We start from the raw sequence: 13,261 nt of genomic DNA, 5'->3' as shown, positions 1-13,261 counted from the left end.
CGGTCGCCCCGGGCCTTGCCGGATCGGTCCCGCACCATCGCTGAGAAGAGAGCACGTTGAGCACAGAGGAGCAGGCCACCCCAGCGGGCGGCAGCGTGCCGAACGCCTTCGGCAACGCCCTCGCCTGGAAGTGGACACGGCAGATGCCCACCGCCCTACGGCGCACCGGGCTGCCCACGCTCCTCTATGCCCTGCGTGCCATGGCCAACGCCGCCGGAGAGCTGCGCTTCGCCGACCGGAAGCCCATCCGTATCCAGGACATCGCCAAGGCCGCGTGCGCCGACGAGAAAGACAGCCGCCGCTACCTGGAGGCCGCGATCCGCGCGGGCGTCGTCGGTATCAGCGGAGCACGCCGTCGCGGCGCCCCCACTCTGTATGTCCTGCTGCTCGCTCCTGCACCGGACTGGACGGCCGCCGAGGAGTACCTCAGGGCGACCGCGCGGCGTCCGGGCAAGCGGCCAGCGGTGTGGCAGGGCGAGAAAAGTTCGGGGGACCGCGACCCGAACCAGTTCGGGGGACCGCGACCTGAACTTACCGACGGTACGACGGAGGAAGTTCGGGGGACCGCGCCCCCTATGAGTTCGGGGGACCGCGCCCCGATTGGTTCGGGGGACCGCGCCCCGAACAACCCAGGGATAGCCAAGGAACTACCCCAAGAACTGGCTGAGGTCTCTTCCCAACCTCAGGTAGGTGAGCCCACCGGTGAGCAGATCGATCACCAGGACAAGCCAGGAACGGACCCGCCCGACGAACCCGCCGACTTCGTCCGCTGCGCCCGCTGCCACACGCCCATGATCCGCCGCCCCGGCCGCATCACTCACACCCACTGCCAGCCCCTCGACGCCGAAAGGACCGCGTCGTGAGCACCCCGTACGAGCGGCTCCTCGCCGAGGCCATCCCCACGCGTCCCCCAGCCAAGCCACCCGGCGAACCCTGGACACCCGAAGAACAAGCCCAGCACCTCGCCGACCTCGAAGCCGAACTCGCCGCCATCGGCCGAGACCGCCGCCAGACCACCGCCTGACCCCCAGGGGCCCACATGACCGTCACCGCCCTCCGCCACCTCCTCGACGAGATCGACACCCAGGGCGGCCCCGACGCCGCCCGACACAACCACCTCCACCTCCCCGACGACGAAGGGATCGAGCCCATGAACACCACGGTGCACGCAGCCCAAGCCGCCAGCTCCGATCAGCTGCCCGTCGGCAAGCTCCTCGCCTGGGGCGACGCTCACCCGGACAAGGACGTCCAGGAGCAGGCCGCACGCGCCCGCATGGCGCTGCACGGCCTGCGCACCCGGCACGCCGCGGACCAGGAGCTGACCGCCATCACCACCGAGCGCCAGGAGCTGGAACAGCGCCTGGCCGAACTCCAGGCCCGCGAGCAGGAACTGGCGCCCGCCAAGGCGAAGCGGAAACGCGCCGCCTACGTCCGCGACTACGACACCCGCGAGGTCCGCGCCTGGGCCGACGCGAACGGCGTCGAATGCCCCCGCGTCGGCCAGATCCCCAAGCGCGTCCTCGACGCCTGGCGCGCCGCCACCGCGACACAGGGCGGACAGCAGCCGTGATCCTCTTCGAAGCCATCGGCACCCTGACCAGCCTCGGCAGAGCATTCCTCGCCTGGCTCGCGGTCCTCGCCGCCGTCGCCACCATTGTGCTCCTCGCCGGAACCGCCCTCGGAGCGTGGGCCGTACGCGGCCTGTGGCGGCACGTCGTCCGCCCCTCCTGGGCACACGGACGCCTCCACGCCCGGATCATCGCCCGCACCCGTGTACGAGCCTCACAAGGGCGTACAGAGCCCCACAGCCCCCGGAGTCACCGATGACCGAACGCCACACCGCCGACACCATCACCGACGACGCCCTCGACGCGCTGTACCGCCGGATCGAGACGCTCGAACACGTCGCAGCGGGCAACAAACGCCACGTCCAGCAGATCGTGCCCGACCTGGAGCGCGCCGAGGCCGCCATCGAGCGGGTACGCGCCCTGGCCTCCCGGTGGGCCGTCCTTCGCGCCTACGGCAGCGCCGCCACCGAGTTGGGCGCCGCCCTCGACGGCCCCCAGCAGCCCACCACCTGAGCCACTCCCGTACGTCCGCAAGGAGCGCAGCCCCGCGATGACCGCTGCCACCCCGGTACAGGTCAACCTGGAGACCATCGCCCGCCGATGGACCGACCTCCAAGACGCCCTCGCCTCGACCGGCACCACCACCTGGCCCCCCGCCGGCCGCATCAGCGACTACCTGACCGCCCTCGACCAGGCAGACGCCGAACTCGTCGAAGCCGCCCACTGGCAGGCCGCCTACACCCGCCAGTACCTCGACCGCGACCCCAACCAAGTCGGCGCCACCCGGCCCCCCTTGCGCATCGAGATCCTCGACACCATGCGCACCGTGGAGGCCGCCCTCGTCGCCACCGCCGACCAGGTCGCGGCCATCGTCCAGCGCTCCCCCATGCCGTCCGCCCCGCGGTCATGGCCGGCCGCCGACCGCGCCCGCCGCGACCAGCTGGCGCACGCAGACGCCACAGACCCCCGACGCTGGCAGTACTCAGGCAGCCGTACAGCAACCCGCGCAGCACTGTGGCTCCTCGCGCGCGTACACGGCGCACCGGGCCCGTTCCGGCCGCTGCCCGACCGCGAGGCCCAGCTCATCGCCAACGTGGCCGCAGGCGCCCGCCAGCGCATCGAACAGGCCCTCGACATCGGCAGCCGCACAGCCGCCATCGCCCGCCCCTGCCCCGGCTGCGGCGGACGCCTGGAGATGCACGGAGGCGCCGGCGCCAGACCCGTCGCCCACTGCACCGGATGCGGCCACACCTGGACCCACCCGGACCCCGCAGCCGCAGCCTGACCCACACACCAACGCGGGCCCGCACCGGCGACTCCACCGCCGAACGGGCCCGACTACCCACGATCGGAGAACCCCGACCATGAGCAGCACGAAGCGTACCCAGCCCACCCCGCCCAAGACCGGCGCACGTCCGACCGTCCGCGTCACCGACGACGCGTTCGCCGAAGACATCGCCGACCTCATGCGCGCACACGACACGTTCGCGGACGCCGTCCGACAGGCCGTCGGACAACTCGCCGCCCTCTACCGCACCGCATGGGCCCACGGCATCGTCCCCCGCGGCACCGCGCCGACCCTCGCCGCCTACCAGTTCGCCGAGCGTCCGACGCGCGAGAACTTCACTGCCAGCAAGAACGCCGCCTCGTCGGACCCCCGTCGGGCATACCGCGGCATCGGACAGTTCACCCGCACCACGCCCACAGAACACTTCCGCCAGCAGTGACCGACACGCGACCCGCCAGTCCGACAGGCGAACAGTTGCAATCCGCCTGATCATCAGTGACACTGGCCCCACGTCCGGCGTGCCCGGACACCACAGACACACGACGAAGCCCCAGCCGCAAGTCCCCCTCGGCTGGGGCTTCGTCGTGTCCGTCCGCCGCCCGGCGCAGCAGGCTGGAGGGTGGCCCTGCGGGTGACGGCAACGCCCGGCGGCGGACCTCAACGTCACAACACGACCACAGGCCCTCCATGGCAGCTTCGCGTGGCGCATGATGCCCACCTCAGCGTCAGTAACCACTGGGGGGACCATGAAGACCCGCACAGCCGCTTGTGCCGCCCTGCTCGCCCTCACCGCGGCCCTCACCGCCTGCAGCAGCTCCGAAAAGGTCAAAGCCGACCCTGCCGCCTGCAAGGCCGCCCTGGAGAAGCAGATCGTCAAAGCCCCCGATCCCGACATGGACATCAGACGACCCGCCGCCTGCAAGGGGATCGACGACGACACCATGCAGGAGTACGCCCAAGGGATCATCGGCAGGCACATGAACGACGACCTCAACAAGGCCATCGACGACTTCGGCCAGTCCCTCGACGACTACGCCAACAACCTGCCCACAGACGCACCCTGACCGGGGGAGGTAGCGCCCGTGGCTGGCAACCCCCGCAACGGGCGCCCCTACCGTCGCCTCGTCGACTGGCTCCGTGCCCAGTACCTGCCCTGCTGGATCTGCGGACACGCCATCGGCTACGACCTCGACGCCAGGCACCCGCTCAGCTTCACCCTCGACCACCAGGTGCCGCTGTCGAAGGGCGGCAGCCTCCTCGACAGGGCCAACGCCCGGGCCGCGCACCGGCGATGCAACAGCGCCCGCGGCAACCGCCCCGCCGCCAAGCCCCGCAGACGGCCCGCCCTGAGGTGGTGACCCCCTGTGCTGTACGTCATCACCGGTCCGCCGGCCGCAGGCAAGTCCAGCTGGATCGAGGCGCACGCGAAGCCGGCGGACATCGTCATCGACCTGGACCGCATCACCCGCGCGCTCACCGGGCCCGGCGCCCCGGCCTGGAATCAGGACTCGCTGCAGCTCCGCGTCGCCCACCGGGCCCGCTACGCGGCCATGCGTGAGGCGTTCGAGCTGCGGGACCAGGTCGACGTGTACCTGATCCACACCATGCCCAGTGCCAAGGCCATGGCCAGGTACAAGCGGATGGACGCGCGGGTCGTCGCCGTGGACCCGGGCCGGGACATCGTGATGCAGCGCATCGAAGCCATGCGCGACCCGGAGATGAAGCGGGTCGCCGCACGCTGGTACCGGTCACGGCCGGCGACCGGGCAGACGGTCCGGGCCGGCCGGACGATGGAGTGGTGACCGGCACCGGCCGGTTCTTTGAGAGCCTTCCCGGGCGACCCAAACGCCCTTGTCGCCCGATTTTTTACACGGGGTCTGTACTCGCTGATCCGCGTGAACTCAGTTCGACCGAATTAGCGGACCGTCACCCTGGGTGACGTCACGTTGTGTGACTGACCCGGGGGTGATCATGGCGACCAACGTCGAGGCGACCGCCGCCGAGATCGAACGGCTCCGGGTCGGCGAGATCGCACCCGGCCTGGCGCAACTCGCCCTCACGCTCGCCGCGACCCTCGACGGGAAGGACGGGGCGACGGCCAAGGCGAACGCGGGCCGTGAGCTACGCGCAGTGCTGGAGTCCTTGCGGAAGCTGGCGCCGGTCGCTGCCGAGACGGACCGGGTTGACGAGCTGGCGAAGAAGCGGGAGGACGGCCGTGTCCGTGCTCGCCGAGCCTGAAATGCGGGGCTTGCAGACGCCGCGGCTGTTCACTGCGCCGCCGACGTTCCTGTCCTCGGCCGGGCAGGCGGCCGTGGAGCTGGCGGCGATCGCCGGGCTGGAGCTGTTCCCGTGGCAGCAGCGGATCCTCGACGTCGGTCTGCGGGAGCGGGCAGACGGCCAGTGGTCCGCGTTCGAGGTCGCCGTCAACGTCCCGCGCCAGAACGGCAAGGGCGGGGTGATCGAAGCCCGCGAGCTGGCCGGGCTGTTTGTGCTCAAGGAGCGGCTGATCATCCACTCGGCGCACGAGTTCAAGACGGCCCGGGTCGCGTTCCAGCGCATCCAGTCCCTGATCCTCGGGTGCCCTGAGCTGCGGAAACGCGTCAAGCGGATGTTGTGCAACACCACGGAGACGTCGATCACGCTGGTGACTGGGGAGCAGTTGCAGTTCATCGCCCGGTCGGGCGGTTCCGGTCGTGGCTGGACTGGGGACTGCAACATCCTGGACGAGGACATGATCCTGGGTGACGACGCGATGGGCGCGCTCATGCCCACCATGTCCGCCGTCGAGAACCCGCAGATCTGGTACCTGGGCAGCGCCGGCATCGGCTCGCAGTCCGTGCAGCTGGCGCGTCTGCGGCGGCGTGCGCTGGCCGCGCTGGAGTCGGGCACACCGGATCCCTCGCTCACGTACTTCGAGTGGTCGGTGGACCCGCACCTGGACGAGTGCTCGCCGGGCTGCACGGACCACGACAGCTCGGACGATCCGGCGTCCTGGGCGAAGGCAAACCCGTCCCTGGGCTACCTGATCAGCCCGGAGTTCGTGCGCAACGAGCGGGCCTCGCTCGGCACGTCCGGAGTGTTCGAGCGCGAGCGGCTGGGTGTGGGTGAGTATCCGTCGGACGAGGCGGACACCTGGCAGGTCATCGGCGAGGAAGCATGGCGGGCTCTGGCGGTCGCTGACGCGGAGCGTTCGGCGCCGGTGGCGTTCGCCATCGACATGACCCCCGAGCGCAGCCATGCGGCAATCTGTGCGGCGTTCCGCTGGCGTGGTGGCGTGCACGTGACGGTCGTGGACCACCGGCCGGGTACGGGCTGGATCGTGGAGCGGGCGCGGGAACTGCACGGGAAGTGGCAGCCGCACTGCTGGGTCGTCGACCCGGCCAGCGCCGCGGCCTCCCTGATCCCCGCCCTGGAGGACGAGGGGGAGGGCCTGGGCGTCGAGGTGGTCAAGCCGAAGGCCCGGGAGATGGCGGCGGCCTGCGGGCAGTTCTACGACGCCGTGACCACGCAGTCCCTGACGCACTTCGACGAGGCGCCGTTGGCGTCGGCTCTGGCGGGCGCGCAGAAACGGGACCTCGGGGACGCGTGGGCGTGGGCGAGGCGGACCGTGGGCGTCGACATCAGCCCGCTCGTGGCCGCCACCGAGGCAGCGTGGGGACTCGGCGCCGAGGTTGAGCAGCCCAAGGACATCCTGGAAAGCGTGTGGTGAGGAGGGGATGACGTGAGCAGGTGGTGGCCCTTCCGCCGGACGGCGCTGAAGCGGGCGATCTCGTATCAGGACGTGTGGGGTGCGGGCTCGGACCCGGCGGTGCTGCGCGGCAGCAGCCAGGAGCGGGCGCTGCGCCTGGGGCCGGTGTATGCGGCCACGCGGCTGCTGGCGGACTCGGTGGCCTCGCTGCCGCTGAAGACGTACCGGACGGACGGCGAGGACCGTCGGCGTATCCCGCCGCCCCCGCTGTTTAGGCGGCCGGCCGCGGTCGGTTGGCGCTACGACTGGCTGCACCGGTGCATGACGTCGCTGACGCTGCGGGGCAACGCCTACGGGCTGATCGTCGCCTGGGGGCCGGACGGCTGGCCGAGTCAGATCGAGTGGCTCCACCCGGACGACGTGAGCATCATGGACAACCTGGCGCCCGTCCCGGTCTGGTACTACAAGGGCCGCCGCCTGGAGGACGGGCAGATGTTCCACATCCCCGCCTACACGATGCCGGGGCAGATCCTGGGCCTGTCGCCGATCGCCTATTTCGCGACGACGACGGAGGCCGGGCTGCTGGCCAACCAGTTCGGCCGGGACTGGTTCGCCAACGGCTCCACGCCCAGCGCCGTCCTGGAGTCGGACATGGCCGTCGACCGGGACGCCGCCACGATCCTGAAGGCCCGGTTCAAGGAGGCCGCGCAGGGCCGTGACGTGGTCGCGCTGGGCAACGGCGTGAAGTACCGGCCGATCTCGGTTGCGGCGAACGAGTCGCAGTTCCTGGAGACCATCAAGGCGACCGCGAACCAGATCGCCGCGATCTACGGGGTGCCGCCGGAGAAGGTCGGCGGTGAGACCGGCGGCAGCCTCACCTACGCCACCGTGGAGCAGAACAGCATCGACCTTCTGACGTGGACCCTGCGCCCGTGGCTGGCCCGCCTGGAGGAGGCGTTCTCCAGCCTGCGCCCGCCGACGGAGGAGTGCGCGTTCAACGCGGACGCGATGCTGCGTACGGACACGCTGACCCGCTACCAGGCGCACCGGATCGCCCGCTCGATCGGGCTGAACAACATCGACGAACTGCGCCGGCTGGAGGACGAGCCGCCGCTGCCCGGCGGCCTCGGGCAGGACTACACGCCGCTGCATCTGCCTGTGCAGGAGAGGAATGGATGACGTGAACGGTGAGACGGAGCGCCGGTTCACCCGCGGCCTGGTCAAGGTCCGGGCGGCGGGCGAGAGCAGGACGATCGGCGGGTACGCGGCGAAGTTCAACACGCTGTCGCGGAACCTGGGCGGGTTCGTCGAGCGCATCGACCCCGGTTTCTTCGCCAAGAGCGACGGCGACGGCTGGCCGCGGGTGATGGCCCGCTACAACCACGACAACAACATGCTGCTGGGCACCACGCGGGCGGGCACGCTGCGGCTGCAGACGGACGGCACGGGCCTGGACTACAGCGTCGACGTGCCGGCCGCCCGTGCGGACGTCTTCGAGCTGGTGCAGCGCGGTGACGTCACCGAATCCTCGTTCGCGTTCTACACCTTCGAGGACGACTGGGCGATGACGGACGACGGCTTCCCGGTCCGCACCCTGCTGTCCGGCCAGCTGATCGACGTGGCCCCGGTCAACGACCCGGCCTATCTGGACACGTCCACCGGTCTGCGCTCGCTCGCCGAGCGGGCGGGCGCCGGGCTGGAGGAGGTCCGGGCGGCGGCCGTGGCCGGTGAGCTGAAGCAGTTCCTCGGGGCCCCGGCCCCCACGGTCATCCCGACCGGCGGGCAGGGCGACACCCACCCGCTCGTCGCGGTACGGCAGCGACGCGCCGAACTGATGAAGCGCCGCACCTTCTGAGGCAGGGCGACACCCACCTCAACATCCCTACGCCCCGGCAACCGGCCGCGGGCGCCGTCGTCATGCCCAAGGAGGGCCACGATGTCCGAGTTCATCAAGCGGCTGCAGGAGCGCCGCCTCAACGTGTGGGAGCAGACGAAGGAACTGCTCGACACCGCGGAGAAGGAGAAGCGGGACCTGACCACCGAGGAGGAACAGACCTACCAGCGGCTGTCCGCCGACCTCGACAAGATCGACGAACGGGTCAAGGATCTCGCCGGGGCGGAGCAGCGCAGCAAGGACGCCGAGGACGCGTTCACGCAGCTGCTCGCCAAGCCCGCCGAGGCCCGCCGGCAGCCGGCCGAGCACGAGTCGGAGCTGCGCCGGTGGGCGCGGGGTGAGATGCGCGGTATCAACATCGCCCCGCCCGCGGGTGTCAGCTTCCGTGACCTCGTCAAGGGCACCGCGACCGCGGGCGGCAACACCGTCCCGACGACCTTCTACGGCCGGCTGATCGCCCACCTCATCGAGGTGTCCGGCCTGATGATGGCCGGCCCCACAGTCCTGAACACTGCGTCCGGCGAGACCATCGAGATCCCGGTGACCACCGCGCACTCCTCGGCCGCGCTCACCGCGGAAGCCGCACCGCTGAACGAGTCCGATCCGGCGTTCGCCAAGCGGACCCTGGGCGCCTACAAGTACGGCGTTCTGCTCCAGGCGTCCTCCGAACTGCTCACCGACACCGGCGTGGACCTGGAGGGCTACCTGTCCATGCAGGCCGGCCGCGCGCTGGGCAACGCATTCGGCACCCACGCCATCACCGGCTCGGGCACCGGCCAGCCGACCGGCGTCATCACCTCGGCGTCCACCGGCAAGACCGGCGGCACCGGCGCGGCCGGCGCGTTCACCGCGGACGACCTGATCGACCTGTTCTACTCCGTGATCGCGCCGTACCGGAACAGCACCTCGTGCGGCTGGCTGATGCGGGACGCCACCCTCGGCGCCGCCAGGAAGCTGAAGGATCTGCAGGGCCAGTACCTGTGGCAGCCGTCCATCCAGGTCGGCGCCCCGGACACACTGCTGGGCAAGCCGGTCCACACGGACCCGAACGTCGCCGCGGTCGCCGTATCGGCGAAGTCCGTCGCGTTCGGCGACTTCTCCCAGTACTTCGTCCGCATGGCCGGCGGCGTGCGCTTCGAGCGCTCCGACGACTACGCGTTCAACTCCGACCTGACCACCTTCCGGGCGATCATCCGCGCGGACGGCCTGCTCGTCGACCAGACCGGCGCCGTCAAGGTCTTCGCCGGCGGCGCGTCCTGACCCATCCGTACCCGGGGCGGCCACGACCGGTGGCCGCCCCTTCCAGCCCTGAGGGAAAACAGATGCGCGTTCGTATGAAGGTCACGATCTCCGGCACCCGTGACGGTGAGCCCTGGCCCGAGCGGGGCGGCGTGGTCGACCTGCCCGACGGCGAAGCCGGACAGATGATCGCGGCCGGCCTGGCCGTCGAGGACGACGGCACCGCCGGGGGCGAGGCCCCAGTGGAGGAGCACGCCACCGTGCCCGGCTCCCCGGAGAAGGCCACGCCCCGCCGCAAGGCCGCGGCGAAGCCGACCGCCGAGAAGTAACCGGAGGCCGGCATGGCGCTGTTGACGCTGGCTGAGGCCAAGCAGCAGCTGGACATCCAGACCGACACCGACGACACCGAGCTGCAGGCGTACATCGACGGACTCACCGCGGTGATCGAACGGCACGTCGGCCCGGTGGAGACCCGTGAGGTCACGGAGACGATCGAGGGCCGCGGTAACACCATGTGCCTGTCGCGCGTTCCGGCCATCGCCCTGGTGTCGGTGGTACCGGCGGTCGAGGCGGGTGACCCACTCGACCTGGCCGCGCTGGTCCTGGACGGCGCTACCGGCATCGTCCGCTACCGGGGCGGATCGTTCGGCGGGACCGTGTGGAGCGTCCGGTACAGCGCCGGCCGCGTCGAGGTGCCGCCCACCATCAGCCTCGCCACGCGGATCCTGCTGCAACACCTGTGGCGCACCCAGTACGGGGCGTCCCGGGGTCTGGCCGGGATCGGCGGCGGTGACGACTTCAACGTGACCGAGCCCATCCCTGGCTTCGGGTACGCGGTGCCCAACCGGGTCCTGCAGTTGCTGGAGCCGTACAAGGTCCCGCCGGGGGTGGCGTGATGCCCACCTCCCGCGTCCCGGCCGCAGTCGACGCGCTGCTCGCGATCCTGCGGGCGTCGCCCGCCCTTGAGGGCATCCGGATCGCCGACGGCCCCGAGTCGGTGAACCTCACCGCCAAGCACCGGATCCACGTGGGCTGGCAGCCGGGCGACAGTGCGGCCGTCACGCTGGAGCAGTCCTGGAACGCGGCCGGCGCCCGCACCCGCGACGAGACGTTCTCGATCGCCTGCTACGCGGAATCCCGGTCGGGCGACAAGGACATGGCCCTTCGCCGCGTGAAAGTCTTCGAGATCGTGGCGGCCGTCGAGACGGCCCTGCGCGCCACCGATACGGCACCCCAGGCCCCGACCCTGAACGGCACGGTCCTGTGGGCCGAGCTGACCGCGGGCGACCTCACCCAGGCCCAGAGCGAGGGCGCCATCGCCGGGCTGGCGTTCACGGTGACCTGCCAGGCCCGCATCTGAACCCATTCCACCCTGAGGAGCAACTGCCATGGCGCGTGTGCGCTTTGTGGGGCCCGAGCAGGTGACCGTCCCCGAGCTGGGCGGTCGCACGGTCGAGCCCGACGAGATCGTCGAGGTCCCCGACGACCGGTTCGAGGGCTACGTCTGCCAGCCCGCGAACTGGGAGCCGATCGAGGAGCCCGGCGCGACGAAGAAGACCGCGGCCAAGCCGCAGAAGACGGAGGGCTGATCTGTGGCGATCGGGTCCGGGCTCGGCGCCCAGCTGGGGATCAGCGCCGAGACGACGTATGGCACCTACGTGGCGCCGGCCAGGTTCCTGGAGTTCACCAAGGAGAGCCTGGTCCTGAAGAAGACCACCGCGCAGTCTGCGGGGATCGCGGCAGGCCGCCTGCTGGCCCTGTCCTCGCGGCGTGTGGTCACCCGCCGGGAGGTCTCCGGGAGCGTCGACCTGGAGGTCGTCAACAAGGGCATGGGCCTGCTGGTCCAGGCGCTGATGGGGACGACGGTCACTCCGGTGCAGCAGGCCACGACGGCCGCGTACCTGCAGACCCACACTCTGGCGAGTACGGCCGGGAAGTCCCTCACCCTCCAGTTGGGGGTGCCGTTGACCACGGGTGCGGTCACGAACAAGACGTTCCTGGGCTGCAAGGTCACCAGCGGGGAGTTCTCGTGTGAGGTCGGCGGCATACTGACCGGCACGTTCGAGGTGGACGGCAAGGACTGCGACGAGACGCAGACGCTGACCGCCGCCTCCTACTCGAACATGAGCCCGTTCCACTTCGGGCAGATGGCGCTGAAGACGGGCACGTTCGGCACGGAGACGGCGCTTGACGGTATCCGCAAGGTGTCCGTGAAGATCGAGCGCCCGCAGGACGTCGAGCGGTTCTACGCGAACCAGTCGGCGCTGAAGAAGGAGCCGGTCGAGAACGACCAGGTCAAAATCACCGGGAGCCTGGAGACGGACTACGTCGCCACGACCCTGGACGACCTGCACACCTCGGACGGTGCCACGTCGCTGGTGTGGGAGTTCGTGGGCGCGAACATCGCCTCCACCTACTTCGAGACGTTCCGGATCACGCTGCCCGCGGTCAAGCTCGACGAGGGCCCGCCGACCGTGGACGGCTTCGGCGTGATCAAGCCGACGTTCTCCTTCACCGGCCTGTACGACGGCGCGAACCAGCCGAAGATCGAGATCATCTCGACCGACACCACGGTCTGAGCCGGTCGTGACCCGTGATGTGCGGATCCTCAACACCGGCAGCCTGCTCGAACTCTCGCGGCGCCTGCGGGCGGCCGGTGGCGAGAACATCCGCCAGTCCATGCACCGACGTGTCCGGCGCGCGGCCGAGCCGCTGCGCGACGACCTCCAGGACGCGATCCGCGGCCTGGACATCCGTAGCCAGGGCCGCAGCACGCGGCCCGGCGGCCCGTCCCCGAACGGCCGGCCGCTGCGGGCGACGATCGCCGACGCCATCCGGATCAGCGTCCGTACCGGCTCCAGCCCGGGCGCCACGGTGTGGATCGACAAGGGCCGCATGCCGCCCGACCTGAAGAACGTCCCCGCCCAGCTGAACCAGGGCCGTCTGCGGCATCCGGTGTTCGGCAACCGGCGCCGCTGGGTCAACCAGTACGCGGCCCCGCCCTGGTGGGACACCACCGTCCGCAACCACCGCCCGCGCATGGAGTCCGAGGTCGCCCGGATCCTCGACGACGTCCGGCGCCGCCTCGAATAGGAGCAACCCCGTTGATCATCCAGTACAGCCCCGACGGCGGCGAGCCGCAGCGGTTCGACGCCGGCCGCCTGCGCGCCTCCGAGATCCAGGTCATCGAGCGCACGGCTGACGGCCGGTGGGCCGACATCAAGGCATCGCTGCGGGCCGGTGACGTCAACGCCCTGCGCACGGTCGCCTGGGCCGTCAAGAAACGCACCGAGCCCACTTTGCGGTTCGCGGCGTTCGATCCGTTCGAGGACGAGCTGCGGGTGCTGCTCGACGCGCGGGAGGTCCGCGCCTACGCCGAGGGCATCGCCGACCAGTACGGCGCCGACCCGGAGCAGCTGGCCGCCGCGTTCGACGAGTTGCGCGACGCGGCAGCCGACCGTGAGGCGTGCGAGCAGGCCATCACCGCCGTGACGGCCCCAAAAGACCCGGCCCCCGCCCCCGTCCCGGTCCCGGCCGGGACGGAGACGGCAGCTTCACCGAGCGCCGCCTGAGCTACCTGCCGC

General features: G+C 70.8%; 22 protein-coding genes. All 22 read left to right on the top strand.

The window, feature by feature from the left end:
* Positions 1–56 precede the first annotated feature (56 nt).
* The 22 genes from ACFY2B_RS23110 to ACFY2B_RS23005 all read left to right on the top strand — a co-directional run bounded on the left by ACFY2B_RS23110 (position 57) and on the right by ACFY2B_RS23005 (position 13,249).
* Positions 57–863, top strand: a complete 807-nt coding sequence (locus ACFY2B_RS23110; RefSeq protein ID WP_390764967.1) for a hypothetical protein — start codon at positions 57–59, stop codon at positions 861–863.
* Positions 860–1,024 (top strand): hypothetical protein, encoded by a 165-nt coding sequence (locus tag ACFY2B_RS23105; RefSeq protein WP_390764966.1) that lies wholly within the window; start codon positions 860–862, stop codon positions 1,022–1,024. The genes ACFY2B_RS23110 and ACFY2B_RS23105 overlap by 4 nt, the downstream gene beginning before the upstream one ends.
* A gap of 15 nt (positions 1,025–1,039) precedes the next feature.
* The gene (locus ACFY2B_RS23100; RefSeq protein WP_390764965.1) at positions 1,040–1,570 is read left to right on the top strand and encodes a histone-like nucleoid-structuring protein Lsr2; all 531 of its coding nucleotides are present in this window, start codon (positions 1,040–1,042) and stop codon (positions 1,568–1,570) included.
* Positions 1,567–1,827, top strand: a complete 261-nt coding sequence (locus ACFY2B_RS23095; RefSeq protein WP_390764964.1) for a hypothetical protein — start codon at positions 1,567–1,569, stop codon at positions 1,825–1,827. Before ACFY2B_RS23100 ends, ACFY2B_RS23095 begins: the two co-directional genes overlap by 4 nt.
* The gene (locus ACFY2B_RS23090) at positions 1,824–2,081 is read left to right on the top strand and encodes a hypothetical protein (protein WP_390764963.1); all 258 of its coding nucleotides are present in this window, start codon (positions 1,824–1,826) and stop codon (positions 2,079–2,081) included. The genes ACFY2B_RS23095 and ACFY2B_RS23090 overlap by 4 nt, the downstream gene beginning before the upstream one ends.
* A gap of 37 nt (positions 2,082–2,118) precedes the next feature.
* Positions 2,119–2,853: a hypothetical protein gene (locus ACFY2B_RS23085; RefSeq protein WP_390764962.1), complete on the top strand. Its 735-nt coding sequence runs from the start codon at positions 2,119–2,121 to the stop codon at positions 2,851–2,853.
* 79 nt (positions 2,854–2,932) lie between these two features.
* Entirely contained in the window at positions 2,933–3,295 is a 363-nt protein-coding gene (locus ACFY2B_RS23080; protein ID WP_390764961.1) for a hypothetical protein, read from the top strand.
* Between the two features lie 307 nt (positions 3,296–3,602).
* Positions 3,603–3,920: a hypothetical protein gene (locus ACFY2B_RS23075; RefSeq protein ID WP_390764960.1), complete on the top strand. Its 318-nt coding sequence runs from the start codon at positions 3,603–3,605 to the stop codon at positions 3,918–3,920.
* 18 nt (positions 3,921–3,938) lie between these two features.
* A complete protein-coding gene (locus tag ACFY2B_RS23070; RefSeq protein ID WP_390764959.1) occupies positions 3,939–4,214 on the top strand; it encodes an HNH endonuclease in 276 nt (91 codons plus the stop codon).
* A 6-nt stretch (positions 4,215–4,220) separates the two neighbouring features.
* Complete coding sequence (locus tag ACFY2B_RS23065; RefSeq protein WP_390764958.1) at positions 4,221–4,658, top strand: AAA family ATPase; 438 nt, start codon at positions 4,221–4,223, stop codon at positions 4,656–4,658.
* 169 nt (positions 4,659–4,827) lie between these two features.
* A complete protein-coding gene (locus tag ACFY2B_RS23060; RefSeq protein WP_390764957.1) occupies positions 4,828–5,094 on the top strand; it encodes a hypothetical protein in 267 nt (88 codons plus the stop codon).
* Position 5,095: 1 nt separating this feature from the next.
* The gene (locus ACFY2B_RS23055) at positions 5,096–6,565 is read left to right on the top strand and encodes a terminase (RefSeq protein ID WP_390765050.1); all 1,470 of its coding nucleotides are present in this window, start codon (positions 5,096–5,098) and stop codon (positions 6,563–6,565) included.
* A gap of 12 nt (positions 6,566–6,577) precedes the next feature.
* Complete coding sequence (locus ACFY2B_RS23050) at positions 6,578–7,723, top strand: phage portal protein (protein WP_390764956.1); 1,146 nt, start codon at positions 6,578–6,580, stop codon at positions 7,721–7,723.
* Positions 7,716–8,399 carry an HK97 family phage prohead protease gene (locus ACFY2B_RS23045; protein WP_390764955.1) on the top strand — a complete coding sequence of 228 codons (684 nt, stop codon included), beginning with the start codon at positions 7,716–7,718 and terminating at the stop codon, positions 8,397–8,399. The genes ACFY2B_RS23050 and ACFY2B_RS23045 overlap by 8 nt, the downstream gene beginning before the upstream one ends.
* Before the next feature lie 81 nt (positions 8,400–8,480).
* A complete protein-coding gene (locus ACFY2B_RS23040; protein WP_390764954.1) occupies positions 8,481–9,698 on the top strand; it encodes a phage major capsid protein in 1,218 nt (405 codons plus the stop codon).
* A gap of 62 nt (positions 9,699–9,760) precedes the next feature.
* Positions 9,761–10,006, top strand: coding sequence for a hypothetical protein (locus ACFY2B_RS23035; protein WP_390764953.1), 246 nt, complete (start codon positions 9,761–9,763; stop codon positions 10,004–10,006).
* 12 nt (positions 10,007–10,018) lie between these two features.
* Positions 10,019–10,573: a head-tail connector protein gene (locus ACFY2B_RS23030; protein ID WP_390764952.1), complete on the top strand. Its 555-nt coding sequence runs from the start codon at positions 10,019–10,021 to the stop codon at positions 10,571–10,573.
* The gene (locus ACFY2B_RS23025) at positions 10,573–11,037 is read left to right on the top strand and encodes a hypothetical protein (protein ID WP_390764951.1); all 465 of its coding nucleotides are present in this window, start codon (positions 10,573–10,575) and stop codon (positions 11,035–11,037) included. The genes ACFY2B_RS23030 and ACFY2B_RS23025 overlap by 1 nt, the downstream gene beginning before the upstream one ends.
* A 28-nt stretch (positions 11,038–11,065) precedes the next feature.
* The gene (locus tag ACFY2B_RS23020; protein WP_390764950.1) at positions 11,066–11,266 is read left to right on the top strand and encodes a hypothetical protein; all 201 of its coding nucleotides are present in this window, start codon (positions 11,066–11,068) and stop codon (positions 11,264–11,266) included.
* A gap of 3 nt (positions 11,267–11,269) precedes the next feature.
* Positions 11,270–12,256, top strand: coding sequence for a phage tail tube protein (locus ACFY2B_RS23015; protein ID WP_390764949.1), 987 nt, complete (start codon positions 11,270–11,272; stop codon positions 12,254–12,256).
* A 7-nt stretch (positions 12,257–12,263) separates the two neighbouring features.
* Entirely contained in the window at positions 12,264–12,770 is a 507-nt protein-coding gene (locus ACFY2B_RS23010; protein ID WP_390764948.1) for a hypothetical protein, read from the top strand.
* Between the two features lie 11 nt (positions 12,771–12,781).
* Entirely contained in the window at positions 12,782–13,249 is a 468-nt protein-coding gene (locus ACFY2B_RS23005) for a hypothetical protein (RefSeq protein ID WP_390764947.1), read from the top strand.
* The last annotated feature ends 12 nt before the right edge of the window (positions 13,250–13,261 follow it).

The organism is Streptomyces sp. NPDC001270 (assembly GCF_042896695.1).
GTDB lineage: Bacteria > Actinomycetota > Actinomycetes > Streptomycetales > Streptomycetaceae > Streptomyces.
This window is presented reverse-complemented; position numbering and strand designations above follow the sequence as displayed.

What these genes read in the sequence shown, in the direction of transcription:
- ACFY2B_RS23080 (WP_390764961.1), top strand. Translation starts at nt 2,933, where the DNA reads ATGAGCAGCACGAAGCGTACCCAGCCCACCCCGCCCAAGACCGGCGCA.
- ACFY2B_RS23045 (WP_390764955.1), top strand. Translation starts at nt 7,716, where the DNA reads ATGGATGACGTGAACGGTGAGACGGAGCGCCGGTTCACCCGCGGCCTG.
- ACFY2B_RS23100 (WP_390764965.1), top strand. Translation starts at nt 1,040, where the DNA reads ATGACCGTCACCGCCCTCCGCCACCTCCTCGACGAGATCGACACCCAG.
- ACFY2B_RS23060 (WP_390764957.1), top strand. Translation starts at nt 4,828, where the DNA reads ATGGCGACCAACGTCGAGGCGACCGCCGCCGAGATCGAACGGCTCCGG.
- ACFY2B_RS23085 (WP_390764962.1), top strand. Translation starts at nt 2,119, where the DNA reads ATGACCGCTGCCACCCCGGTACAGGTCAACCTGGAGACCATCGCCCGC.
- ACFY2B_RS23055 (WP_390765050.1), top strand. Translation starts at nt 5,096, where the DNA reads ATGCGGGGCTTGCAGACGCCGCGGCTGTTCACTGCGCCGCCGACGTTC.
- ACFY2B_RS23035 (WP_390764953.1), top strand. Translation starts at nt 9,761, where the DNA reads ATGCGCGTTCGTATGAAGGTCACGATCTCCGGCACCCGTGACGGTGAG.
- ACFY2B_RS23040 (WP_390764954.1), top strand. Translation starts at nt 8,481, where the DNA reads ATGTCCGAGTTCATCAAGCGGCTGCAGGAGCGCCGCCTCAACGTGTGG.
- ACFY2B_RS23090 (WP_390764963.1), top strand. Translation starts at nt 1,824, where the DNA reads ATGACCGAACGCCACACCGCCGACACCATCACCGACGACGCCCTCGAC.
- ACFY2B_RS23075 (WP_390764960.1), top strand. Translation starts at nt 3,603, where the DNA reads ATGAAGACCCGCACAGCCGCTTGTGCCGCCCTGCTCGCCCTCACCGCG.
- ACFY2B_RS23020 (WP_390764950.1), top strand. Translation starts at nt 11,066, where the DNA reads ATGGCGCGTGTGCGCTTTGTGGGGCCCGAGCAGGTGACCGTCCCCGAG.
- ACFY2B_RS23025 (WP_390764951.1), top strand. Translation starts at nt 10,573, where the DNA reads ATGCCCACCTCCCGCGTCCCGGCCGCAGTCGACGCGCTGCTCGCGATC.
- ACFY2B_RS23030 (WP_390764952.1), top strand. Translation starts at nt 10,019, where the DNA reads ATGGCGCTGTTGACGCTGGCTGAGGCCAAGCAGCAGCTGGACATCCAG.